The sequence below is a fragment of the Shinella oryzae genome (assembly GCF_023038235.1).
In the GTDB taxonomy this organism is placed as follows: Bacteria; Pseudomonadota; Alphaproteobacteria; order Rhizobiales; family Rhizobiaceae; genus Shinella; species Shinella sumterensis.
On the sequence record NZ_CP081987.1, the window covers coordinates 1,774,518 to 1,796,340 of the forward strand.

A 21,823-nucleotide genomic window follows, 5' to 3' on the forward strand; every position below is an offset into this window, starting at 1 on the left:
CGTCAGACATCGAGCGTCATGACGACGGGGCAGTGATCCGACGCCTTCGGGCGGTCCCAGCCCACGCGCGGATAACGCTCCACCTCCTGCCCCGGCGGAAACAGCGTACGGAACGGCTGGCCGGCGCGAATGATCTCCGGCACGCGATGGGCGTTGCGCTCGGCAAGCGATGGCGAAAGCCAGATATAATCGAGCTGGCAGAGGTGGCGCTCCTCCGGCCCCCGGCTGTGATAGAGCGTCCAGCGGTCATCGACAGGACGGCGCAACATGGGGTTCACCGCAAACCCATCCGTGGTGAACGTGTCGAGCGCGCTCAGCGGTTCCTTTTGCGGGATGAAGCGGTAGCCGCTGCGCCGGTCGCCTTCGATGGCGAGCTTTTCCTGATAATCGTTCATGTCGCCGCAGATGGCGAACGCCTTGTCGGCGGTCTTCCCGACGCCGAAGCGATTCTCGATGATGCGGCGCACGGCCCGCGCCTCGGCGATCCTGACCGGCATGGTCGATTGCCGGCCATCCATGCCGTCGCGCCCCGGCCCCATCGACTTGAAATGCACGACGTAAAGCGTCAGCGGACGCCCGCCGATGCGCAGGTCCAGTTCCAGGCAATCGCGCTTGAAGACCCTGTCATCGGGATTGAAGCCAGCGGCAGGATCGGCCGTGTGCAGATCGAAATCGCGATAGGTCACGCCGGCATGGCTGCGGATATCGACGCATTCGATCCGCTGCCCGTCACGCGTCTCCTCGCGCATCAGCACACAGACGTCGATGCCGCGGCTGTCATTGCCCTCGATGAGGTATTTCTGCCGGTAGCCATTGCCCACCATGCGGAACAGATAGCCGTATTCGAAGGCCTGCAACGCCGCCATGTTGTCCATTTCCTGCAGGCACAGGATATCGGCATCCGCATCCGCGATCGCCAGGGCAGAGTGCTGGCGCGCATCGTCGGTGAGCGCGATGGTACGCGCCTCTTCCAGCCGCTGGTATTCGGCCTCGTTGCGGATATCGAACAGCCGCAGGACGCGATCCTGCCGGACCTGGTTGCGGAAACCGGTGTAATCGAAGCGTGTGAGAAGATTCTCGATATTGAAGGTGGCGAGGCGGAGCGACATGGGGTCCTTTCGGCAATGCCGGCGGAGTGTAACCGCCTGCCCGGCAATGGAAAGCGTCTTTTCGGTCCGTGCACAACCGCTCGGCCCGGAGCCGTGACCGGGCGGCAAAAGGCTAGAGCGTCGTCAGAAGCAGGCTCGTTTCGGATTTCGACACCCCGTCCATGGCCCGGATGCCGCGCAGCACGCGCTCGAAGGTGACGAGGTTGTCCGCTCGAAGATCCGCGACGAGGTCCCACGCACCATTGGTGGTGTGCAGGGCATGCACCTCCGGGATGCCGCGCAATGCCTTGATGACGGCAAGCGTCTTCTGCCCGGTGATCTCGATCATCGTGACCGCGCGCACGGCGTGGGGATCATCCGCCTCCGAAACCCGCACCGTGAAGCCGGAAATGACGCTCGCACGCGTCAGCCGCTCGATGCGGTTCTGCACCGTACCGCGCGACACATTGAGCGCTGTCGCCAGCGCCGACAACGACGCACGGCCATCCTTGCGCAACAGTGCGAGAAGCTTCTGATCGATCGTATCCATGGGAAACCTGACGAAATGACAATCTCTCATGACAGAATGCCAGAAATTCATACAATTCATACAGGGATTTGGCGTTTTGCCTGCCGTCATCCTCGGCTAGCGTTCTCATCATGACAACGCTGACGACAGGCGTTCCGATGACGACAGAGACCGCGGTTCAAACGGCTGCCCGGCGCGCCAGGGCTCTTTCGTTGCAGATGACGCGCTGGCCGAGTGTGACGGGCTCGCCCGACGAGGCAGCGTTTTCAGAGCACCTGCGCGCGCATCTGGCCGAGACGCCCTATTTCACGCGCCATCCGGAGCAGCTTTTCACCATCGACAGCCATGGCGAACCGATGACCCGTACACTCGTGGCGCTGGCGCGCGGCGCCGGCCGGCGAACCGTCGTGCTGGCCGGGCATTTCGATACGGTCTCCATCGCGAACTACGGCGCGCTGGCCGCGCTCGCCTGCGATCCCGAACCCCTCACCCAAGCGCTCATGGCCGAACTGCGCGGCCGTCCACGCAACCGTGCCGAAGAAAAAGCGCTCGCGGATTTCGAAAGCGGCGACTTCATCGCCGGGCGCGGGCTGCTCGATATGAAGAGTGGTCTTGCCGCCGGCATCGCCGCGCTCGAGCGCTTCGTGGCAATGGAAGAAGCGCCGCAGGGCAATATCCTCTTCGTCGCCACGCCGGACGAGGAAAACCGCTCGCGCGGCATGCGCAGCCTGCGCGATGACCTGCCCGACATCGCCCGCCGCTTCGATCTCGACATCGTCGCCGGCATAAACCTTGATGCCTCCAGTTGCGAGCGCGATGGCGAAGAGGGCCGAGCGATCTATCTCGGTTCCATCGGCAAGTTCGCGCCCTTCGCCTTCGTCATCGGCCGTCCGACCCATGCGGGCTATCCCTTCGACGGCACGAGTGCCTCCCGCATCGGCGCGGACATCGTGCGCGCCATGGATACCGTGCCGGAGCTCAGCGACGAGGCCTTCGGCGAGCGCGCGCCGCCGCCGGTCTGCCTTGAGGCGCGCGATGTGAGGGACGGCTACGAGGTGACGACACCGGATCGTGTCTGGCTCTCCTTCAACTGGCTGACCCACCGCCGCCGCGCCGCCGACATTCTGGACGATTTCCGCCTGGTCGTGACAGGAGCGCTTCATTCCGCACTTGAAACGCAGGATGCGCATCACGCCCGTTTCCGGGGCGGTCCGGTCACCAAGACGCAGGGCGTGGTGCTGACCTATGCGGAGCTTATGACGCAACTGAAAGCGCGGGGCGGCGACGCGCTGGAACGCCTGGAAGCACTCGACCACTCGCTCTCCGGCGGCAACGATCCCCTGAAGGTGAGCCGCGAGATCGTGGCGGCGGCGGTAGCCGAGGCGGGCATCGAGGGCCCCGCTGTCATCATCGGCTTCGGCAGCCTGCATTATCCGCTGGTGCATCTGGAACAGGCGGGAGGCGCCGGCCGCACCATGCAGACCCGCTTGCAGGCCGTGATGGCAGACGCCGCGAGGCGACACGGCACGTCGATCAAGTTCAAGCAGATCTTCGCCGGCATTTCCGACATGAGTTTCTTCGGCCATCGTCCGGACGCCGGCGAAACCGTCATCCTCGCCGCCAACACCCCGTCGGCGGCCTTCACGGACTCTGTGCCCGCCGGACTGCTATCCTTCCCGACCGTGAACATCGGGCCGTGGGGACGGGATTATCACCAGAAATGGGAGCGCGTGCATGCGCCCTACACATTCGAAGTGCTCCCGGATCTGGTGTTCGAGTCGGCTTTGGCCTTGCTGGATTCAGCTCCAGAAACCCACCCATGAAAGCTCGGCTGAGGCTGGCATCCTTCCCTTCTCCCCCGCGGGGAGAAGGTGCCGGCAGGCGGATGAGGGGGGTAGCACAACCTTTAACCGCAGCCCCGTCATCCGACCCTTCGGGCCACCTTCTCCCCGCAGGGAGAAGGTGATAAGAGAGACTGCCTCCCCTCAGCAAATCCGGCACGCTTGCAAGCAGAGCAGCGCGGCGAAGGTCGTGATCACGCCGCGAGGCGTTCCGCGTTCAGCAGGCGGCCGAGGCGGGAGATGCCCTCCTCGATCGTCGCGGCATCGGCGCAGGAGAAACTGAGACGCAGCGTATTGGCGCCGCTGCCATCGGCGTGGAACGCCTGTCCGGGCACGAAGGCGACCTTTTCGGTCTCGATGGAGCGTGCGAGCAGCGTCGCGCCGTCCATGCCTGCCGGCAGCGTGACCCAGATGAACATGCCGCCTTCCGGCTTGGTCCAGCTCACGCCTTCCGGCATGTATTTCTGGAGCGCGGCCAGCATGGCGTCACGGCGCGCGCTGTAGGCGGTGCGAATCTTCGCGACCTGCGCGTCGAAGCCGCGCTCGGCGACATGGGCGATGGCCATCTGGTTGATCGTCGAGGAATGCAGGTCGGCCGCCTGCTTCATCAGCACCAGCTTGCGGATGACGGGTGCGGCGGCGACGATGTAACCGACACGCAGGCCCGGCGCGAGCGTCTTGGAAAAGCTGCCGCAATAGATGGTGCGCGTGGCATCGATATCGCCCTTCTCGGCGATTTCCAGCGCCAGGATCGGCGGCACGACCTCTCCGTCATAGCGCAGCGACTGGTAGGCGGCGTCCTCGATGACGGGGATATCCAGTTCCTCCGCGAGCGACAGCAGCCTTTCGCGGCCGGCGCGATCGACGGTCTCGCCCGTGGGATTGGCAAAGTCGGCGGAGAGGTAAGCGAACTTGACGCGGCCGCCGGCCTCCGCCGCCGTGGCGCGGTAGGCGTCCGGCGTGCGATTGCCCGAAAGGTTCAGCCGGTCGTAGGTCGGCTCATAGGCGTTGAAGGCCTGGAGCGCGCCGAGATAGGTCGGCCAGGTGACCAGTGCCGTGTCCTTCGGCGACAGGAAAAGCTTGCCGAGGTAATCCAGCCCCTGCTGCGAGCCGGAGACGATGAAGACATTCTCGGCCGTGCAGGGAATGCCGATCTTGCCCATCTCGCCGGCCAGCCAGTCACGCAGCGGCTTGTAGCCCTCGCTGACGGAATATTGCAGGCCGGCCGCCGCGTTCTCGCCCGCCAGCACATCCGCATAGGCAGCGGCGAAGGCCTCCTTGGGAAACAAGGCCGGATCCGGAATGCCGCCCGCGAAGGAAATAATGTCGGGCCGCTCCAGGAGCTTCAGCAATTCGCGGATTTCGGACGCCTTCATGCGCGACGCGCGGGTCGCGAAGGCCTGTTCCCATTTGAACATGGTGTTTCCTCGGGCTTGTTGTTTGAACGCACCTCATCATGGCGCCGCATTTATGTCAATAATACTGACCTAATTTTTAGCACCAAAAGACGTTCATGGCCCGAAACCATGCCTGGCATCGCCGCCGGCAAGCACCGCTAAAATACTGCGGCCCACGCCTTGGCGTTCAAGTCGTCCGGTCACCGTAGAGACTGAGCAGAACAAGCATCGCTATACTGCCCAGGATAAAAAGATCGAACCAGGCGAAGTATTGGATAATCGTGGTCATCGCACCATCCTCCTGATAGCCGAACGAAACACTGAGGTATTTTGTTCCTGAAGGAGGTTTTTTGCAAGCGCATTACTTGCTGCGGCGCAATATATAAAATGCATGCATCGCATTAATTTGATGGCGCTGAAATAAAAGACCGGGCGGAAGACCGCCCGGTCGATCGCCCGGCGCAGGGTGCCGGACGATTACTTGGCTGGAGCCAAGTGTTTAGTTGACGGCCTTGTCGACCAGCTTGTTCTTGCCGATCCAGGGCATCATGCCGCGCAGCTTGGCGCCGACTTCCTCGATCTGGTGGGCGTCGTTGTTGCGACGGATGCCCTTGAAGCGGGCGGCGCCGGCCTTCCATTCCTGCATCCAGTCCGAGGTGAACTTGCCAGTCTGGATGTCCTTGAGGACGCGCTTCATCTCGGCCTTGGTCTCTTCCGTGATGATGCGCGGGCCCGTGACGTATTCGCCCCACTCGGCCGTGTTCGAGATCGAGTAGTTCATGTTGGCGATGCCGCCTTCATAGATCAGGTCGACGATGAGCTTCACTTCATGCAGGCACTCGAAATAGGCCATTTCCGGCGCATAGCCGCCTTCGACCAGCGTTTCGAAGCCGGCGCGGATGAGCTCGACGAGACCGCCGCACAGAACGACCTGTTCGCCGAAGAGGTCGGTTTCGCACTCTTCCTTGAAGTTGGTCTCGATGATGCCCGAACGGCCGCCGCCGACGCCGCAGGCGTAGGAGAGAGCGAGGTCGAGCGCATTGCCGGAGGCGTTCTGGTGAACGGCAACGAGGCAGGGAACGCCGCCGCCCTTCTGGTATTCGCCGCGAACCGTGTGGCCCGGGCCCTTCGGCGCGATCATGACGACGTCGAGCGAAGCCTTCGGCTCGATGAGGCCGAAATGCACATTGAGGCCGTGGGCGAAGGCGATGGCAGCGCCGTCGCGGATGTTGCCGGCGATGTCGGCCTTGTAGATGTCGGCCTGGAGCTCGTCCGGCGTCGCCATCATGAGAAGGTCGGCCCACTTGGCGGCTTCTGCAACGGTCATGACCTTGAAGCCGTCGGCTTCGGCCTTTTTGACGGTCGGCGAGCCGGCCTTGAGCGCGATCACGACGTTCTTGGCGCCGGAATCCTTCAGGTTGAGGGCGTGAGCACGGCCCTGCGAGCCGTAGCCGACGATGGCGACGTTCTTCGCCTTGATGAGGTTGAGATCGGCATCACGATCGTAATAGACGCGCATCGATGGTTCCTTCCCTTGCTTGTCTGTTTGAACTGGACCGGCGGTTTCCTGCCGGCTTTACCGTTTCGCGCCATGAAGCGTCAGGAAGGCATCGACCGCCTTCTCCGCGCGTGGCGAGAATTCTTTTCTGAGGGCTGCGGCATCCTCGCCCAGCAACATGCGCAGATGCATGTCGGAGACGATGAGGCCGTAGAGCGTGCCGTATGCCTCGTCGGCCCGGTCGAATGCAAGCAGCTTCGCCTTGCGTCCGGCTTCCAGCAGCGCTGCGGCGCGCTTGCCGATCTGGCGCCGGCCGCGCTCCTGCAAGAGCCGGCCGAGCCCGGCGCCCTCGCGGCTCGCCTGGCCGATGGCAAGCCGGTTCAGCGCCAGCGACACATCGCCCGACAGGACATCGATGAGATCGACGGCGAAGGCGACGAGGTGCGCGCGCAGCGTCTCGGCCGTCAGCGCGCCCGCGCTCGCCTCCACCGTGCGCACCTTGCCGGCCTGATAGGCGATCATCGCCGCGATCAGCCCGTCGCGATCGCCGAACCACTTGTAGAGGCTTTCCTTGGAACAGTTTGCCGCGCGGGCGACACCGGCGGTCGTCAGCGCCCGCTCGCCACCCTCGACGAGCAGGCCGAGCGCACGCTCCAGCACCGCGCCCTGACGTTCCGTCAGTCCCGCGGCGGCTGCACCTGCCCTGCCCTGTTCTGTCGCCTGCACGTCTGCCACCACATATAATGCGTACCGTACGGTACGGTTCGCATCTTCTAGCGATCCGGGCGGCGCCGGTCAATCGCCTTTTGTGCGATAAAGAGATGAGTCACGGATGGATAAGCAGAGAGTCGCGTCCTTTCATGCGCTGCGACACACAAAATGCGCCGCAACGCACAACGGCGCGAAAAATATTCTTCCCGCTATCCTGCTGTTTAGAAACAGAATTCCCGGTTGTTCGCTCGCAACATCGGCGATGCACAATATTTTTCGCTTCCCAATCGATTTCCGCTTGTTAAGATTTGTGAGGCCTGCGGTGCAGCAGACCGATGCGCCTATGTATCGGCACGCCACGCCTCAGGTGCTCAGTCAGGAGTAAGAAGCTAAAAGCCCTTATGCCAAGGAGACAGCGAATGATGAATTTCCTGCCCGACCTGCACGAAGGACATGCTCCCATAACCCTGCAACAACTGTTCGGCGATGCCCTGGAAGCCTTCGATTCCTGGGAAGATGGACGCGCCGAACCCACCGTGATCTATGAGGACCAGCTCCTCCCGATCGGCCTCGTTTTCGAAAACATGCGTGAGTGCACCGATATCCTCCCGCGCACGCTGGTCGATATCGTGACAACGGCCTTCGCCCACGACCCGGCGGCGTCCGACACCGAAATCGTCACGTTCGGCGACGCTGCCCGCCTTGCCGCCGTCAGCGTCGAGCAACGCCGGCTCTATGGCGAAACCGCCATCGCGGCCTTCCTGAACCAGCACCGCATCGACAAGCGGCGCCCCGCCTGATTGTGGCCAGGCCCCGTCAATGGCGGGGCCTGCGTCCTTCGCAAGCGCATTTCCGACCCCAAACGAATGACGACATGCGCGACGGCGCGTCTTGACCGCTTGCGGCGAAGCACTTATTTCTCCCGCATCGAGATTTGAACGTTGTCTTCTGCTTTTGCCGGCTTTGCCTGCAGCTTCACGAACTTCCCCTTCAAATTCGACCACCCAAGGCCGCCCTCCGGCGGCCGAAGATTGATTTGACGGCTAGGAAAGGTTTCGTCATGGCAACTGGCACTGTAAAGTGGTTCAACACGACCAAGGGCTACGGCTTCATTCAGCAGGACAGCGGTGAACCGGACGTTTTCGTCCACATCTCCGCTGTACAGCGCGCGGGCCTCGTCGCCCTGGACGAAGGTCAGAAGGTCAGCTTCGAGCTGGTCCGCGACCGCAAGTCCGGCAAGATGTCGGCCGATCAGCTCGCTGCAGCCTGATCAGCGATTGAATTGACAGATGGGAAAGGCCGGTCTCGACCGGCCTTTTTCTTTGGTCTACTCCGCGTGGTCGACCGGCAGCCTGACTCCGGATTTCAGGACCTCCATGGAGATGGAGGCCGAGACGTCGAAGAGTTCGACCCGCCGCACGATGCGCTTGTAGACGACGTCATAGTGCTCGACGCGTGGCAGCACGACCTTAAGGATATAATCGTAGTTGCCAGTCAGCCGGTGCGCCTCGACCACTTCCGGGATATCGGCGATCGCCCGCGAGAACAGCTCGATCCAGTCATCGGCGTGATGCGCCGTCTTGATCAGGGCGAAGACCGTCGTCGGCACCCCCATCTTCTCGCGGTCCAGCAGCGCGACCCGCCCGGCGATATGGCCGCTCTCCTCAAGCCGCTGGATGCGCCGGGCACAGGCCGAGAGCGAAAGGTTCACCTTCTCGGCCAGCACCGCCACGGATGCACCCGCATCCTCCTGAAGCAACGCCAGCAATTTCCGGTCACGGTCATCAAGCACGCGCAGATTCCTCGACATGTACGGCATCGGCGCGAATTATTAGCGCATTCCATGCGTCGGACAACACAACACAAGCGAGAATTCGGGAAAATCGTCGCAACTTTGCAAACAATCGCCACGGCATCGGCATCATTATAGACGCAACAGGAAAATCACGGGGAAGTGACGATGAAAACGATCGGCCTTATCGGCGGCATGAGCTTCGAAAGCACCGCGGTCTATTACCGCATGATTAACGAGGCCGTCCGCGCGCGGCGCGGTGGCCTGCATTCCGCGGATGTCATCGTGCACTCGGTCGATTTCCAGTCCATCGTCGATTTGCAGAAGGCTGGACGCTGGGACGCCGCTGGCGCGCGCCTCGGTGCAGTAGCCGCAGGGCTGGAGAAGGCAGGCGCGGACTGCGTGCTGATCTGCACGAACACGATGCATCTCGTGGCCGATGCGGTCCAGAGCGCGGTGAAGGCCCCGCTTCTCAACATCATCGACGAAACGGCGCGCAGCATTCTTGCCGCCGGCAAGCGCCGCCCGCTCCTGCTCGCGACCCGCTACACGATGGAGCACGGCTTCTACGCCGACCGTATGAAGATGGCGGGCCTCGACGTCATGGTTCCCGACGCGGCGGGACGCACGCTGGTCCATGACGTGATCTTCGACGAATTGTGCCAGGGCAAGGTGCTGGAAAGCTCCCATGCGCGCATGATCGCGCTGATCGAGGCAGCCCGTCTTCAGGGCGCAGACTGCGTCATCCTCGGCTGCACGGAAATCTGCATGCTACTCGATCCCGATGCCCTGCCGCTGCCCGGTTTCGATTCGACCGCCATCCACGCGAAGGCCGCCGTCGATTTCGCGCTTGGCTCTCCCGCCGCCAGCCGGGCGGCCTGACCGCCTACGCCTCCCGCAGCGCCGCCTCCAGCCAGCGGCATTCCTGCAAGCCGGCGCGGGCAAACGGGTCGGCAAGCGTGCCCGAGACGATGGATGCCAGCAGCTGCGGCGCCGGCGGGATTTTTGCGACCGTCGCGACCAGCCGGTCGCGCAACCACGCGATCGCGCGCGAATCCGACTGGTAGAACGGCGTGAAGACGTAGGACAGCAGCTGAAAGAGCCGCACATGATTGCGCCGCGCGGCGGCGTAGGCGGCAAGCGCCTCCTCGACGCTGGCGGCCGATGACAGCGCATGGGCGAGCGCTGCGGCGTCGAGCAGCGCCATGTTCGCGCCCTGCCCGAGCTGCGGGCTGGTGGAATGCGCGCTGTCGCCGATGAAGACGATGCCGTCGGCATGCGGCGGAAGCGCCGTGCGATGGGCATAGCGCGCCAGCGTCAGCTGGTCCCAGTCGGCGATCTGGTCGAGGAATGGCGCCGTTTCCGGCCAGTAGTTGGCGATCCCAGCCTTCCAGCGCGCAAGCCCGGCCTGCTTTATGGCATCGGCGTCGGCGATCTTGAGGCTCCAGAAGAAGGCGACCTTGCGGCCTTCCGCCGGATGTGCCCGGCCGACCGGCAGCACACCGATCATCACCTTCGCCGCATCGTAGCGCTGTGTCAGCGCGCGAGGATCATGGTCGATGCCGTCGCAGTCGAGCGTCGCCCAGAAGGCACCCCACGGCAGTTCACGGATCGCAGGCGCGACGACGGACGCGGCCACGAGCTGCGAACGCGCGCCCGTCGCATCGACCACCAGGTCGTAATCCCCGACGATCTCGCCATCGACATCATGCAGGACCGTGCGCGCCTGCCGCGTCTCCGCCTTGGCGAGCGAAATGCCCGTGCGCACCGCAATCCGCTCCGCCACGACAGCTTCGTGCAGGGTCGAAAACAGCGCGGCGCGATGCACGGCAAGCCCGTAGCGCCCGCCGGAAAGCGCGTCGTAACGAACGTCGAGGACCGTTCGGCCGCTGCGCGCATCCGCGCCATGCAGCCGCTCGATCCGGTTGCCGAGGCCGTGGATCGTCGAGGACAGGCCGAGTGCATCGAGCACGGTCAGCCCGGTCGGTTGCATCAGCAGGCCAGAGCCCACGGGCGACGGCTGGGCGAAACGTTCGATGATCTCGACCCGATGGCCGGCGCGCGCCAGAAAAAGTGCAGCGGCAAGCCCCGCAGGTCCCGCTCCGGCAATCCCGATATCCAGTGGCTTCATGCTTCCCCGCCGGGCCCTCAGTCCTGTTCAGCGTCGTAGACCGCCCGCGCGGCACGGATCGCGTCGTGATTTTCCGTCGACCAGTGCACCAGGGACCGCAGAAGTGCAAGAAAGGACTGCCCGAGCGGCGTGAGCGCATATTCCACGCTCGGCGGCTGCGTGGGATAGACGGTGCGCGTGATATAGCCGTCGCGCTGAAGATCGCGCAGCGTCTGGGTGAGCATGCGCTGCGAGATGTCGGGAATGAAGCGGCGAAGCTGCGAGAAACGACGCGGACCGTCGGCAAGGCCGAGGATCATCAGCGATGTCCATTTGCCGCCCACGCTGTCCAGCACGTCCCGCACGGGACAGTCGTTCATCGACATGGCGACGCCGTCGATGAGAATGACGCGCTCGCCCTCGGCGCGGTCGATCATCTTGTTCATGGCCGGTTCCCTCCAGGTAACCACGGCAGAAAAAACTGCCTCCTTTACTTATTCTATCACATGACCAAATTAGAGATAGTCTCAATTTGAGACCTTATTCCATCGGGTCCAAAGGCGCTTTGCCTCCCCCAAGACATCGAGAAAGGCAAGTCCATGTCAGACACGATCCTCATCACCGGCGCATCGGGCCATCTCGGCCGGCTGGTGCTCGACGCACTCCTGGCCTCCGGCAAGGTCGCTGCCGCAAACATTATCGCGACCAGCCGCGATACCGCCAAGCTGGGTGACTATGCCGCGCGGGGCGTGACCGTCCGCGCCGCCGACTTCGACGATCCGGCCTCGCTCGACGCGGCATTCGCGGGCGCCGGCAAGGTGCTGATCATCTCCACCGATGCGCTCGACAAGCCGGGCCGGCGCCTCGCCCAGCACGAGGCCGCCGTCGCCGCCGCGAAGAAGGCCGGCGCGAAGCACATCCTCTACACGTCCATGCCGCAGCCCGACGATTCGCTCGTCACCTTCGCGCCCGATCATCTCGGCACCGAAAAAGCCATCAAGGCGACGGGCATCCCCTATACGATCCTGCGCGACGGCTGGTATGCGGAAAATCTCTTCATGTCGCTGCCGCACGCGCTGCAGACCGGCTCCTGGTACACGTCGACCGGCCAGGGCAAGATCGCCCATATCACGCGCGCCGACACCGCCGCGGCCCTCGCCGGCGCAATCCTGAAGGCCGGAACGGAAAGCACGACCTACACGCTGACCGGCCCGAAGAGCCGTACGGCGGAAGAAATCGCCGCCGTCGTCTCGGCCGCCACGGGCAAGCCGCTCAACGTCGTTCACGTCACGGATGCGCAGCTTGCCGAGGGCCTGAAGGGGGCCGGGCTTCCCGAAGCCTTCATCCCCACCATCGTCTCCTTCGACGCCAACACGCGTGAAGGCAAGATCGCGATCGTGACGAAGGACGCCGAAACCCTGTCCGGCCGCCCCCTCACGACGCTCGAGGATTTCGTTGCCGCCAACAAGGCAGCCCTCCTCGGCTGATCCGTCAGGATGCGGCGTGCCGTCGGGCGCGCCGCATCGCCTCACACGTCCTGCCCGCAGGCGCGGCAGAAGCGGCGCACGGTCTCGGCCATGCCGTATTGCAGCGCATCGGCCGTCAGGCCGTGGCCGATCGAAACCTCGGCGAGACGCGGTATGCGGGCAACGAGCGGCGGCAGATTGGCGACCGTCAGGTCGTGGCCGGCATTGACCCCGAGGCCCAGATCGAAGGCGATATCGGCGGTCTCGCCGAGCGTTTCCAGAATGCGCTCGCCCTCTGCCGGATTGTCGTAGCAGCCGCCGTAAGGACCGGTATAGAGCTCGATCCGGTCCGCGCCGATCTCCCGTGCAATGGTCAGCGCCTCACGGTCGGGATCACCATCGGCGAAGACCGAGACGCGCAGGCCGAGCTTCTTGAGCCGGCCAACGATATTGCCCAAGAGATTGTGGCTCTTGCGAAAGTCCCAGCCATGGTCGGATGTGGCCTGCGAAGGATCATCCGGCACCAGCGTCACCTGTTCGGGACGATGCTCTTCCACGAGCCGCATGAAGTTTTCTTCCGGGAAACCCTCGATGTTGAACTCCGTGCCCGCAGCTGCCTCGTCGACCAAAGCGCGGATCGGCGCGAGATCGCTGAAACGCACATGCCGCTGGTCGGGCCGGGGATGGACCGTCAGGCCGCTCGCCCCCGCATCGAGCGCGATCCGCCCGAGATCGGTGACGCTCGGCCAAGGCAAGTCCCGGCGATTGCGCAGCATGGCGATTGCGTTCAGATTGACCGACAGTTTTGCAGGCATGGCGACATGGACTCCCTTTCGAAAGAAAGGTCTAGCCGGTTGTTTCCACAAGAGCAATCACCCGCAACCGCCCGGCTGCCGGCAGTCGTCAGTCACCTGTATACAGTCTGCTTCGCCCCCTTGCCGCCCGTCGGGAATCACCGCTAAAGTACCCCTAAATTTTAGGGCATGCTGAAGCGCCCGGCAGAGCAGGCCCGGCGAAACGGGAAGGACGTCGAAACACCGATGGTCTCCTTTATGGCGACACGATGAGCGGGATCGAAAGGCCGGCGTGCGAACGCGTTCGGCTGGCGCTTTCGGCCATCATCGCCAGCGAGACGTTCGCCCGCTCGGAGCGCCTGCGCTCGTTCCTCGCCTACATCGTCGAGATGGATCTTTCCGGCAAGGCAAGTCACCTCAAGGGCTACAGCATCGGCGTCGACGTCTTCGGACGCCCGCCCGGCTTCGACGCGGGAAGCGACCCCTTGGTGCGCGTGCAGGCGGGAAAGCTGCGCAAGCTCCTCGGGGAGTACTACAACAAGGAAGGTGCGGCCGATCCCGTACGCATTCGGGTGCCGCTCGGCAGCTATGTGCCGGAATACAGCCTCGCCGGCGTAGACACACCGCCAAAAGCGAACCGCGACATCCAGCCGCGCCGGCCCCGCGCTGCGCCCGCCAAGCCCCCGCGCTCCTGGCTTCCCGCGCCCGTCTCGTCCCATCTGGCGCTCTTTTCTCTGCTTCCGCTCGTCTTTCTCGCCCCGTCCGCCTATCCGGGCGCAACCAATGCGGCGATCGGCGACGCCCAGTTCGCGCTCTCCGTCCAGAACCGCTTTCCCAGCCAGGCAACGGCTCTCCCGCGCCTTCGCGTTCTCCGCTGCTGGCCGGCCGGCAGCGAATGCCATGTCCTGGCCGATGCCGTCGAAAAGGCTGCGGGCTATCACAGGACCGTGCGTATTGCGGGATCGCGCGAGGACGATCCGGCGCCCCTGTCCTATGCCATCCGCGTCGAGACCCAGCCGGATGGAAACGGCGTCTATGTCCGCCTCTTCCACGAAAGCTCCGGTGTCACGGTCGATACGCGGCATTTTTCCCGCGATCAGCTGGGCAGCGCCGAGGCCGTGGCCTACGAGGCGGTGAATTTCACGGCGCGTGCCCTTTCCGTGAACGGCCCGCTCTATCGCCACGCCGCGCGCACGGGCATTGCCAGCGGCCTCATGGAATGCCTGATCCACCGGACCGCCTCGCTCTCGGCGGGTATATCCCAGAGCGCAAAATCGACCGTCTGCAGGACGACGCCACCGAGCGTGGTTGCCGAAATCGCGCCGCCAAACGACGTGCCTTCCACACAGTGAAGGTGCTGCCGCCTCCCCGTGCAGCCGGTAGCAACCATACATCCCTAGATGTAGTGATAGGCATTCGCATGCGCTGCGGGTATTGTTGTATACAAGCGCGTCGACAGGATTGCGTCCGGCGGGTCGCCGATCGCGAGCGCTTTTACAATCAGGTTCCGGCAATGGCAATGCACACACGGGCCAAACGGCGGGACGCCACAGGACACTAGCGCCACGTGGGCGGGCGGCTTGACCGAAAGCAGGCCCGCACCGGCAATTCGGGGGTAATCGATGACCACTCTTCTTTCATGTGGAAGGCTATCATGATGGCCAGCGCGTCGAAGAAAACCGAAACGCAGGGCGGCGAACGCAAGTCCATCCGTTTCCTGCCGGTCATGCCGCTGCCGGACAACCTGCCGGAAGGCCGCCTTGCGATCGCCGACATGGCGAATGCCTTTGGCGTGACCCACCGCACGCTGCATTTCTACGAGGAAAAAGGCCTATTGACCGCCACCCGCGTCGGCCCCATGCGGGTCTATGGTCAGGGCGAGATTCACCAGATGGCGGTGGTCAATACCTGCCGCGAAACCGGCATGCCCGTCGCCGTCATCCAGGAACTTCTGGAGCAGCTTTCCGCCGCGCAGACGCAGGAAGAGGCGGACTTCGTCTTCCAGTCCGCGATGCTTGCCCGCAAGCGCGAACTGGCCGCCCAGCAATCGACGATCCGCCGGCAGATGCAGCAGATCAACGAACTGCTCGACTTCACGCCGTCTGCGGAAATCGAAGTGAACGACAATGCGCCGCCGGCGCATCTCACACCCGCGGAACTGCGCTGCCTGGAGCTGATGGCGGAAGGCTATCCGACCAGCCGGATCGCGCGTGCCCTGGACATGGAGCCCGGCGAAATCCAGGTCATGGAAAAGACCATCATCGGCAAGTTCGACGGCAACAACCGCTTTCAGGCGATTGCAAAGGCCGTGATGCTCGGGATCGTCGGCCACTAGGGCGGATGAAAGGCGGTTCTATCGAACGATGGTCAGCGTTTCCGCGGCGCGCGTAATGGCGGTGTAGAGCCACCGCTCGCGCGTATCGCGAAACGCAAAGCTCTCATCGAACAACACGACATTGTTCCACTGCGAACCCTGCGCCTTGTGGACGGTCAGGGCATAGCCGAAATCGAATTCGTCGTAACGCTTGCGCGTCGACCACGGGATTTCCTCGTCAAGGTTCTCGAAGGCCGCTTTCAGAAGCTTGATCTTGGCGGCACCGCGATCCATGTCATCGTCCTCGGGCCGGATCATCAGGTTGATGCCCGGCTTCACGGTCTCCTTGGACGAACTCATCACCTGCCACAGCGAGCCGTTCAGCAGCCCCTTGGCCGGGTCATTGCGCAAGCATACCAGCTTGTCGCCGGACTGCGGATAGTCCGTGGTGAAACCCTTGAGCTCGCGGAGCCGCTGGTTGTAACGGCGGCGCGTGCGGTTGGTGCCGACGAGAACCTGGTCGGCATCCAGCACGAGCGTCTGATCGACCTCATTGCGGCCGATGACGCGGGCGGCGCCGTAATCACCGTAATCGATATCGCTGCCCTCGCGCACCTGCATGGCTAGCTGGATGATCGGATTGTCGCGCGCCTGACGATGGATGTCCGTCAGCAGGTAATCCGGCTCCTGATTGGTGAAGTAGCCACCGCCGCTCACCGGCGGCAACTGGCCGGGATCGCCGAGCACGAGGATCGGCGTGCCGAAGCTCATCAGGTCGCGACCGAGCGCCTCGTCCACCATGGAGCACTCGTCCACGACCACCAGCGCCGCCTTGGCGACGGGGCTCTGGCGGTTGATCGAAAACATCGGCGAAATCGAGGTCTTGCCGGTCTCCTCGTCGGACACTTCTTCTTCGCCGCGCGGACGATAGATCAGCGAATGGATCGTCTTCGCATTGGAAGCGCCCTTGGAGCGCAGCACCTGCGCGGCCTTGCCGGTGAACGCGGCGAACAGCACCTCGCCATCGACATTCTCGGCAAAATGGCGTGCGAGCGTCGTCTTGCCGGTGCCGGCATAACCGAAGAGCCGGAACAAGGGCTGGCGTCCGTCCTTCAGCCATCGCGAGACGGCCTTCAGCGCTTCATCCTGTTGGGGTGCGAATTCCATGCCGGGACTTGGCAGGATTCGCAGCGGTGAAGCAAGAGGCCCGCCGATCAGTTCACAAGCAGCTGTAAAATGCCCGTCCCTATATTTCGCCCTGTCTTCCCTCGACATCACGCGGTATGGAAGGCCGATCTTCCCGGAGCCGTCACGTGCCTTCCCCAAACCAGAACGACGTCGCCCGCACAGAGACCGGCATCGGCCGTTTGCCGCCCTGGCTGCAATGGGGCGTCGTCGCCGGCCTTTCCGTGCTGACGACGGTGCCACTCGAAATCGCCGGCCTGCCGGCCGCCCTGCTCATCGGCCCGATGCTGGCAGGCATTGCGGTCGCGCTTGCCGGCAGCACGATCCGCCTGCCCCGCTTCTTCTTCTTTGTCGTTCAGGTCGTGCTGGCGCTGATGATCGCGACCATGGTGTCCAAGGATTTCGTCGGCACCTTCCGCGACAACTGGCTGCTGATACTGCTCGTGGTGACATCGGTCATCGGCATGAGCACGCTGTCCGGCTGGCTGATCACCCGGACCGGCATCCTGCCCGGCACGACGGCGATCTGGGGCTCCTCGGCCGGCGCGGCCTCCACCATGATGATCATGGCAGAGGCCTATGGCGCGGACGCCCGCCTCGTCGCCTTCATGCAATATCTGCGCGTCGTCTTCGTCGCGAGCTTTGCGACGCTCGTGGCCCATTTCGGCGGCCATGACGGCGCCTCCGTGCCGCCGCATGCCTGGTTCGAGCCCGTCCCGATGCTGCCCCTCGTGGCCATGATGGCGATCGGCATCGTCGCGGGCCTGGCCGGTCAGCGGCTACGCGTTCCCGCCGGCGCCTTTCTCGTGCCCTTCACGCTGGCGTCCGTGCTGAATTCCTCGGGCACCGTCACCATCGAACTGCCGGACTGGCTGCTCGTCATCGCCTTCACCCTGCTCGGCTGGAACATCGGACTGGGCTTCAGCCGCACGATCCTGATGCACGCCCGCCGCGCGCTGGTGCCCACGATACTGTCGATCCTCGCGCTGATCGGCTTTTCCGGCCTGCTGGCGGGATCGCTGATCCTGCTGCTCGGCATCGATCCGCTGACGGCCTATCTGGCGACCAGCCCCGGCGGCCTCGATTCCATCGCCGTCATCGCGGCCTCCAGCAATGTGGATATCGCCTTCGTGATGACGCTCCAGACGGCGCGCCTCATCCTCGTCACCATCATCGGCCCCTGGCTCGCGCGCTTCGTGGCGGATCGCGCCTAGCCGGCGTTGTCCAGCAGAATCGGCATACCGTGCGGCGTCGCCTCGGCAGCGCGCGCCCAGCGGTCGGACAGGGCGGATTGCTCCGCCTCGCTCGCCACGCCATGCTCCGACAAGAGCGACGACAGGGCCGCAACCCAGCAGTCGAAATAGTCGGCGCCGTCGACCGCACGGCCAGGCCGGTGCACTTCGCGCGACAGCGCCTCGGCCCATTGCGCCCAGGTGAAAACACCCTGTTCATGCAGGCGAACCGTCATGGCGAAGGCCTGCGCCTGCCAGGGCTCGGCGAAGACCGGCTCGCCTTCGGGCGAAACCGGCAGGCCGGGCGAATCGGCAAGCGTCTCACACCGGCTCAAGATAGCTCTCCCAGGCATCGATGGAGACCGTGAGGCCCTCTGCCGCATCCTCGCCCCAGATCTCGCCGCCGTCGAAGACGACGGTATAGACCCATTCAGGGTTCTCGCCCCGGCCATGCGCATTGTCGTCGGGGAAGACGAAGGAACCCTGCACGGCCTCGACCACGCCGACCTTGCCACGGGCATAGCGCGGCAGGCGGGTATGCGTCGTCGGATTGAAATTGCGGGTGCGCACGCGCGCGCCGGCGGCAAAGCGGGGCATCGTCGCCACCGGCCGGTCGCAGGGGCCGCCCTTGGCGAGAACGGCCGGCACCATGTCCGCCGTCAGAACGCGCTTCGGTGTGGCGCCCTTCTCCAGCATGCGCCCGGTCGACAATTCCTCCGCACTGACAAAGCCGTGACGCGCAAGCAGCGTCTCCAGCGCACGAATCCAGATTTCGTAGTAGCTCGCCGAAAGGTAGGTGTCGGGCGGGATGTTTTCACGCGCGTGACGGCTCTCATCGATGGTCCAGGCGCCGAAGGCGCCGCAGGAGAGTGTCACGCCGAGCGCCCGCTTTTCCCAATCGCCGTGGAAATAAGGTTCGTTCGGCTCCGGCGCGACCGCACCGAAGCCATGCTGGCCGCCAAGATCGTGCGGTCCGTTCATGCCCTGGCCTCCGGTTCCAGCGCCAGCCCCGTGCCGATCATGGCATCCCGCGTCACGAGATCGGCGAGCGCTTCCTGGTCCAGTCCGTCCGTTCCGGCCGGCCGCTCGGGCACGACGAGATAGCGGAGTTCCGCCGTCGAATCCCACACGCGGATCTTCCTGCCCTCTGGCAAGGTCACGCCGAACTCCGCCAGCACGCCACGTGGGTCGATCACCGCACGCGACCGATAGGCCGGCGCCTTGTACCAGACGGGCGGCAGGCCGAGCACCGACCACGGATAACAGGAGCAAAGCGTGCAGACGACGAGATTGTGCGTCTCTGCGTCGTTGAAGACCGCCCGCATATGTTCGCCCTGCCGGCCGGTATAACCGAGGCTGGCGATGGCCGCGGTCGCATCGCGCTTCAGCCAGTCGGCGAAATCCGGCTCCGCCCAGGCTTTCGCCACGACGCGCGCGCCATTGCGCGGGCCGATCTTCGTTTCATAGGTCTCGACGATCGCATCGATGGCCTTGGGATCGATCAGCCCCTTCTGCGTCAAAATGGTCTCGAGCGCGCGAACGCGGGCTTCCATCGGCGAGAAATGGTTGTCGTGATGGTGATGATGGTCGTCGTGGTCGTGATCGTGCGACACGGCAGTTCCTCCGCTTCGAGGCCCACTTCTAGCGCATTTATCGCAGCATCGGCCAGAGGCTCGCCACGAGCAGCAGCGCCATCGAGATGTTGAACCATTTCAGCCGCACCGGATGGGACAGCCATTGCCGCAGCGCCGAGCCGAAGCCGGCCCAGGTAGAAACGCTCGGGAAATTCACGAGAGCAAAGGCGACGCCGACGATCAGGACGCTCGTCGTATAGTTCGCCGCGTTGGTATAGGTCGCCATGGCGGAAACGGCCATCACCCACGCTTTGGGGTTCACCCACTGAAAGGCGGCCGCTTCCAGCAGGCTCATCGGCCGCGCGCCGGCCTTGCCTTCCCCCAGGGTGCGCGAGGTCGCGATCTTGAAGGCGATCCACAACAGGTAGGCTCCGCCAGCAAATTTCAGCGCCGTATAGACGAGCGGCACCGTCTCCAGGAGCGCGCCCAACCCGAAGCCGACCGCCAGCAGAAGCGAAAGAAAGCCCAGGCCGATGCCGCACATATGCGGGATCGTGCGCACGAAACCGAAGTTTACGCCCGAGGCAAAGAGCATCATGTTGTTCGGGCCCGGCGTGATGGATGTGGTAAAGGCGAAGACGAGAAGGGCAAGAAAGATTTCGATCTGCATGGCAGAACTCTGGGTATCCGGATTGTTTTTTGCGATTGATAGTCCATCTCCTTGCAACGACCAGCCAATTCTTGTCATGCAGACAATTGCATGCCCACGGCAGATGGAGGCCACGATGAAAGCGGAACTACCGGCAGTGACCCTTCCCGGCGGGCGACAGGTGCCGGCCCTTGGCCTCGGCACATGGCATATGGGTGAAAGCCGCGCATCGGCAGCGCAGGAGGCCGCGAGCCTTCGCGCCGGGCTCGATCTCGGCATGACGGTCATCGACACCGCGGAAATGTATGCCGATGGCGGCGCCGAAACCGTGGTCGGTGAGGCCATCCAAGGCCGGCGCGACGAGGTGTTTCTCGTCAGCAAGGTCCTGCCGCACAATGCCAGCCGCGCCGGGACGATCGCCGCCTGCGAGGCGAGCCTGGAGCGGCTCGGCACCGACCACATCGATCTCTACCTGCTGCATTGGCGCGGCCGGTATCCGCTGGCCGACACCGTCGAAGCCTTCGAGCGCCTGAAGACGGAGGGCAAGATCGGTGCCTGGGGCGTGTCGAACTTCGACGAAGAGGACATGAAGGAACTGCTCGGCGTGGCCGAACCGGCCCGCCCCATGGCAAACCAGGTGCTCTACAACCTCGCACGCCGCGGCATCGAATACGACCTGCTGCGCTGGAGCCAGGTCCAGGGCATTCCCATCATGGCCTACTCGCCGCTGGACGAGGGCCGCCTGATCTGCCATCCGGTGCTGGAAGAAATCGGCCGCATTCACAATGCCGGCAGCGCCCAGATCGCGCTCGCCTTCCTGCTGACCAAGGCAGGCGTGATCGCCATTCCGAAATCCGGCTCACCGGAGCGCGTGCGCGAGAATTTCAAAGCATCGGAGATCCGGCTCACATCCGAAGACTTGCGCCTGCTCGACGAAGCCTTCCCTCCGCCGACCCGCAAGCGGCCGCTGGAAATGATCTGAAATGAAAAAGGCTTTCCGTTCGACCGGAAAGCCTTTCTCGCTTCTTGAAATCCCAGACCTCGCCTGAGCGAAGGACGGCAGCGATTACATGCCTTGCGAACCGCGGTTCATCGCGGCAATGCCCGTGCGACACACTTCGATGAGGCCGAGCGGCTTCATGACGGCCACGAACTGGTCGACCTTGGATGACTTGCCGGTGATCTCCAGGATGAAGTGATCGACGGTAGCGTCGACGACCTTGGCGTGGAAGGCATCGGCAAGGCGCAGGGTTTCGGCCCGCATTTCGCCGGAGCCGCCGACCTTCACCAGCGCGACCTCACGCTCGATGGGCCGTTCCTGGCCCATCGCCTTGGCGCGCACGGTGAGGTCGACCACGCGGTGGACGGGCACGATGCGCTCGAGCTGCGACTTGATCTGCTCCAGCACGCCGGGCGTGCCGCGCGTCACGATGGTGATGCGCGACAGATGCGCCTCGTGCTCGGTCTCGGAAACCGTCAGGCTCTCGATATTGTAGCCGCGGCCCGAAAACAGGCCGATGACGCGCGCAAGCACGCCCGGCTCGTTGTCGACAAGCACGGAGAGCGTATGGCTCTCCGCGACCTGGGTCTCGGCGGCGATGAAGTAGGCGGAACCGGTGGGCTGTAGGTGTGCGTTCATGGTA

At 64.1% G+C, this 21,823-nt stretch carries 24 protein-coding genes; 9 read left to right on the top strand and 15 right to left on the bottom strand.

The window, feature by feature from the left end; all coding sequences use genetic code 11:
- Positions 1–2: 2 nt before the first annotated feature.
- Both K6301_RS08810 and K6301_RS08815 read right to left on the bottom strand, forming a co-directional pair.
- Positions 3–1,109, bottom strand: a complete 1,107-nt coding sequence (locus tag K6301_RS08810; RefSeq protein WP_247216204.1) for an endonuclease/exonuclease/phosphatase family protein — start codon at positions 1,107–1,109, stop codon at positions 3–5.
- Between the two features lie 112 nt (positions 1,110–1,221).
- Positions 1,222–1,638 carry an Lrp/AsnC family transcriptional regulator gene (locus tag K6301_RS08815; protein ID WP_247216205.1) on the bottom strand — a complete coding sequence of 139 codons (417 nt, stop codon included), beginning with the start codon at positions 1,636–1,638 and terminating at the stop codon, positions 1,222–1,224.
- Positions 1,639–1,775: 137 nt separating this feature from the next.
- Between K6301_RS08815 and K6301_RS08820 the strand changes: the two genes are divergently transcribed.
- Complete coding sequence (locus K6301_RS08820; protein ID WP_247216206.1) at positions 1,776–3,440, top strand: M20/M25/M40 family metallo-hydrolase; 1,665 nt, start codon at positions 1,776–1,778, stop codon at positions 3,438–3,440.
- A gap of 212 nt (positions 3,441–3,652) precedes the next feature.
- Here the strand turns inward: K6301_RS08820 and K6301_RS08825 are convergent, their stop codons facing one another.
- From K6301_RS08825 to K6301_RS08835, 3 genes are all read right to left on the bottom strand, one after another.
- The gene (locus K6301_RS08825) at positions 3,653–4,876 is read right to left on the bottom strand and encodes an aminotransferase-like domain-containing protein (protein ID WP_247216207.1); all 1,224 of its coding nucleotides are present in this window, start codon (positions 4,874–4,876) and stop codon (positions 3,653–3,655) included.
- A 478-nt stretch (positions 4,877–5,354) separates the two neighbouring features.
- Positions 5,355–6,374 carry a ketol-acid reductoisomerase gene (gene ilvC / locus K6301_RS08830; protein WP_247216208.1) on the bottom strand — a complete coding sequence of 340 codons (1,020 nt, stop codon included), beginning with the start codon at positions 6,372–6,374 and terminating at the stop codon, positions 5,355–5,357.
- 57 nt (positions 6,375–6,431) lie between these two features.
- Positions 6,432–7,079 carry a TetR/AcrR family transcriptional regulator gene (locus K6301_RS08835; RefSeq protein WP_230640024.1) on the bottom strand — a complete coding sequence of 216 codons (648 nt, stop codon included), beginning with the start codon at positions 7,077–7,079 and terminating at the stop codon, positions 6,432–6,434.
- Positions 7,080–7,483: 404 nt separating this feature from the next.
- On the opposite strand from K6301_RS08835, the gene K6301_RS08840 reads away from it, so the two are divergent.
- Positions 7,484–7,864, top strand: a complete 381-nt coding sequence (locus tag K6301_RS08840; RefSeq protein ID WP_247216209.1) for a BRA0787 family protein — start codon at positions 7,484–7,486, stop codon at positions 7,862–7,864.
- Positions 7,865–8,124: 260 nt separating this feature from the next.
- Positions 8,125–8,334, top strand: coding sequence for a cold-shock protein (locus tag K6301_RS08845; protein WP_134649492.1), 210 nt, complete (start codon positions 8,125–8,127; stop codon positions 8,332–8,334).
- Positions 8,335–8,391: 57 nt separating this feature from the next.
- Here the strand turns inward: K6301_RS08845 and K6301_RS08850 are convergent, their stop codons facing one another.
- Positions 8,392–8,856 carry an Lrp/AsnC family transcriptional regulator gene (locus K6301_RS08850; RefSeq protein WP_247216210.1) on the bottom strand — a complete coding sequence of 155 codons (465 nt, stop codon included), beginning with the start codon at positions 8,854–8,856 and terminating at the stop codon, positions 8,392–8,394.
- A 168-nt stretch (positions 8,857–9,024) separates the two neighbouring features.
- Between K6301_RS08850 and K6301_RS08855 the strand changes: the two genes are divergently transcribed.
- Positions 9,025–9,738, top strand: a complete 714-nt coding sequence (locus K6301_RS08855) for an aspartate/glutamate racemase family protein (RefSeq protein WP_247216211.1) — start codon at positions 9,025–9,027, stop codon at positions 9,736–9,738.
- Positions 9,739–9,742: 4 nt separating this feature from the next.
- Here K6301_RS08855 and K6301_RS08860 read toward each other — a convergent pair whose 3' ends face one another.
- Both K6301_RS08860 and K6301_RS08865 read right to left on the bottom strand, forming a co-directional pair.
- The gene (locus tag K6301_RS08860; RefSeq protein ID WP_247216212.1) at positions 9,743–10,987 is read right to left on the bottom strand and encodes an FAD-dependent oxidoreductase; all 1,245 of its coding nucleotides are present in this window, start codon (positions 10,985–10,987) and stop codon (positions 9,743–9,745) included.
- A gap of 17 nt (positions 10,988–11,004) precedes the next feature.
- The gene (locus K6301_RS08865) at positions 11,005–11,412 is read right to left on the bottom strand and encodes a winged helix-turn-helix transcriptional regulator (RefSeq protein WP_134649496.1); all 408 of its coding nucleotides are present in this window, start codon (positions 11,410–11,412) and stop codon (positions 11,005–11,007) included.
- 153 nt (positions 11,413–11,565) lie between these two features.
- Here K6301_RS08865 and K6301_RS08870 point away from each other — a divergent pair, with 153 nt between their 5' ends.
- Positions 11,566–12,453, top strand: a complete 888-nt coding sequence (locus tag K6301_RS08870) for an SDR family oxidoreductase (protein WP_247216214.1) — start codon at positions 11,566–11,568, stop codon at positions 12,451–12,453.
- A gap of 41 nt (positions 12,454–12,494) precedes the next feature.
- Here the strand turns inward: K6301_RS08870 and K6301_RS08875 are convergent, their stop codons facing one another.
- The gene (locus tag K6301_RS08875; RefSeq protein WP_247216215.1) at positions 12,495–13,247 is read right to left on the bottom strand and encodes a pyridoxine 5'-phosphate synthase; all 753 of its coding nucleotides are present in this window, start codon (positions 13,245–13,247) and stop codon (positions 12,495–12,497) included.
- Positions 13,248–13,495: 248 nt separating this feature from the next.
- Between K6301_RS08875 and K6301_RS08880 the strand changes: the two genes are divergently transcribed.
- Entirely contained in the window at positions 13,496–14,578 is a 1,083-nt protein-coding gene (locus K6301_RS08880; protein ID WP_247216217.1) for a hypothetical protein, read from the top strand.
- 305 nt (positions 14,579–14,883) lie between these two features.
- Positions 14,884–15,561 (top strand): MerR family transcriptional regulator, encoded by a 678-nt coding sequence (locus K6301_RS08885; protein WP_370340651.1) that lies wholly within the window; start codon positions 14,884–14,886, stop codon positions 15,559–15,561.
- Between the two features lie 18 nt (positions 15,562–15,579).
- On the opposite strand, the gene K6301_RS08890 is transcribed toward K6301_RS08885, so the two are convergent.
- Complete coding sequence (locus tag K6301_RS08890) at positions 15,580–16,707, bottom strand: ATP-dependent DNA helicase (protein WP_134649501.1); 1,128 nt, start codon at positions 16,705–16,707, stop codon at positions 15,580–15,582.
- 146 nt (positions 16,708–16,853) lie between these two features.
- Here K6301_RS08890 and K6301_RS08895 point away from each other — a divergent pair, with 146 nt between their 5' ends.
- The gene (locus tag K6301_RS08895) at positions 16,854–17,939 is read left to right on the top strand and encodes an AbrB family transcriptional regulator (RefSeq protein ID WP_247216222.1); all 1,086 of its coding nucleotides are present in this window, start codon (positions 16,854–16,856) and stop codon (positions 17,937–17,939) included.
- On the opposite strand, the gene K6301_RS08900 is transcribed toward K6301_RS08895, so the two are convergent.
- From K6301_RS08900 to K6301_RS08915, 4 genes are all read right to left on the bottom strand, one after another.
- Positions 17,936–18,292: a nitrile hydratase accessory protein gene (locus tag K6301_RS08900; protein WP_247216224.1), complete on the bottom strand. Its 357-nt coding sequence runs from the start codon at positions 18,290–18,292 to the stop codon at positions 17,936–17,938. The two genes, K6301_RS08895 and K6301_RS08900, sit on opposite strands and share 4 nt — an antisense overlap.
- Positions 18,279–18,938, bottom strand: coding sequence for a nitrile hydratase subunit beta (gene nthB / locus K6301_RS08905; RefSeq protein ID WP_247216226.1), 660 nt, complete (start codon positions 18,936–18,938; stop codon positions 18,279–18,281). Before nthB ends, K6301_RS08900 begins: the two co-directional genes overlap by 14 nt.
- On the bottom strand, positions 18,935–19,510 hold the full coding sequence (nthA, locus tag K6301_RS08910) for a nitrile hydratase subunit alpha (RefSeq protein ID WP_247220547.1): 576 nt from the start codon (positions 19,508–19,510) through the stop codon (positions 18,935–18,937). Before nthA ends, nthB begins: the two co-directional genes overlap by 4 nt.
- A gap of 97 nt (positions 19,511–19,607) precedes the next feature.
- Positions 19,608–20,201 carry a LysE family translocator gene (locus K6301_RS08915; protein WP_134649505.1) on the bottom strand — a complete coding sequence of 198 codons (594 nt, stop codon included), beginning with the start codon at positions 20,199–20,201 and terminating at the stop codon, positions 19,608–19,610.
- 115 nt (positions 20,202–20,316) lie between these two features.
- On the opposite strand from K6301_RS08915, the gene K6301_RS08920 reads away from it, so the two are divergent.
- Positions 20,317–21,162 carry an aldo/keto reductase gene (locus K6301_RS08920; protein WP_247216229.1) on the top strand — a complete coding sequence of 282 codons (846 nt, stop codon included), beginning with the start codon at positions 20,317–20,319 and terminating at the stop codon, positions 21,160–21,162.
- An 84-nt stretch (positions 21,163–21,246) separates the two neighbouring features.
- On the opposite strand, the gene ilvN is transcribed toward K6301_RS08920, so the two are convergent.
- Positions 21,247–21,819 carry an acetolactate synthase small subunit gene (gene ilvN, locus K6301_RS08925; protein ID WP_134649507.1) on the bottom strand — a complete coding sequence of 191 codons (573 nt, stop codon included), beginning with the start codon at positions 21,817–21,819 and terminating at the stop codon, positions 21,247–21,249.
- Between the last annotated feature and the right edge of the window lie 4 nt (positions 21,820–21,823).

Coding starts and splice junctions, on each gene's coding strand:
- K6301_RS08820 (WP_247216206.1), top strand. CDS start 1,776: ATGACGACAGAGACCGCGGTTCAAACGGCTGCCCGGCGCGCCAGGGCT.
- nthA (WP_247220547.1), bottom strand. CDS start 19,510: ATGGAAGCCCGCGTTCGCGCGCTCGAGACCATTTTGACGCAGAAGGGG.
- K6301_RS08815 (WP_247216205.1), bottom strand. CDS start 1,638: ATGGATACGATCGATCAGAAGCTTCTCGCACTGTTGCGCAAGGATGGC.
- K6301_RS08845 (WP_134649492.1), top strand. CDS start 8,125: ATGGCAACTGGCACTGTAAAGTGGTTCAACACGACCAAGGGCTACGGC.
- K6301_RS08825 (WP_247216207.1), bottom strand. CDS start 4,876: ATGTTCAAATGGGAACAGGCCTTCGCGACCCGCGCGTCGCGCATGAAG.
- K6301_RS08890 (WP_134649501.1), bottom strand. CDS start 16,707: ATGGAATTCGCACCCCAACAGGATGAAGCGCTGAAGGCCGTCTCGCGA.
- K6301_RS08865 (WP_134649496.1), bottom strand. CDS start 11,412: ATGAACAAGATGATCGACCGCGCCGAGGGCGAGCGCGTCATTCTCATC.
- K6301_RS08810 (WP_247216204.1), bottom strand. CDS start 1,109: ATGTCGCTCCGCCTCGCCACCTTCAATATCGAGAATCTTCTCACACGC.
- K6301_RS08880 (WP_247216217.1), top strand. CDS start 13,496: ATGAGCGGGATCGAAAGGCCGGCGTGCGAACGCGTTCGGCTGGCGCTT.
- K6301_RS08875 (WP_247216215.1), bottom strand. CDS start 13,247: ATGCCTGCAAAACTGTCGGTCAATCTGAACGCAATCGCCATGCTGCGC.
- nthB (WP_247216226.1), bottom strand. CDS start 18,938: ATGAACGGACCGCACGATCTTGGCGGCCAGCATGGCTTCGGTGCGGTC.
- K6301_RS08840 (WP_247216209.1), top strand. CDS start 7,484: ATGATGAATTTCCTGCCCGACCTGCACGAAGGACATGCTCCCATAACC.
- K6301_RS08855 (WP_247216211.1), top strand. CDS start 9,025: ATGAAAACGATCGGCCTTATCGGCGGCATGAGCTTCGAAAGCACCGCG.
- K6301_RS08885 (WP_370340651.1), top strand. CDS start 14,884: ATGGCCAGCGCGTCGAAGAAAACCGAAACGCAGGGCGGCGAACGCAAG.
- K6301_RS08860 (WP_247216212.1), bottom strand. CDS start 10,987: ATGAAGCCACTGGATATCGGGATTGCCGGAGCGGGACCTGCGGGGCTT.
- ilvC (WP_247216208.1), bottom strand. CDS start 6,374: ATGCGCGTCTATTACGATCGTGATGCCGATCTCAACCTCATCAAGGCG.
- K6301_RS08870 (WP_247216214.1), top strand. CDS start 11,566: ATGTCAGACACGATCCTCATCACCGGCGCATCGGGCCATCTCGGCCGG.
- ilvN (WP_134649507.1), bottom strand. CDS start 21,819: ATGAACGCACACCTACAGCCCACCGGTTCCGCCTACTTCATCGCCGCC.
- K6301_RS08915 (WP_134649505.1), bottom strand. CDS start 20,201: ATGCAGATCGAAATCTTTCTTGCCCTTCTCGTCTTCGCCTTTACCACA.
- K6301_RS08920 (WP_247216229.1), top strand. CDS start 20,317: ATGAAAGCGGAACTACCGGCAGTGACCCTTCCCGGCGGGCGACAGGTG.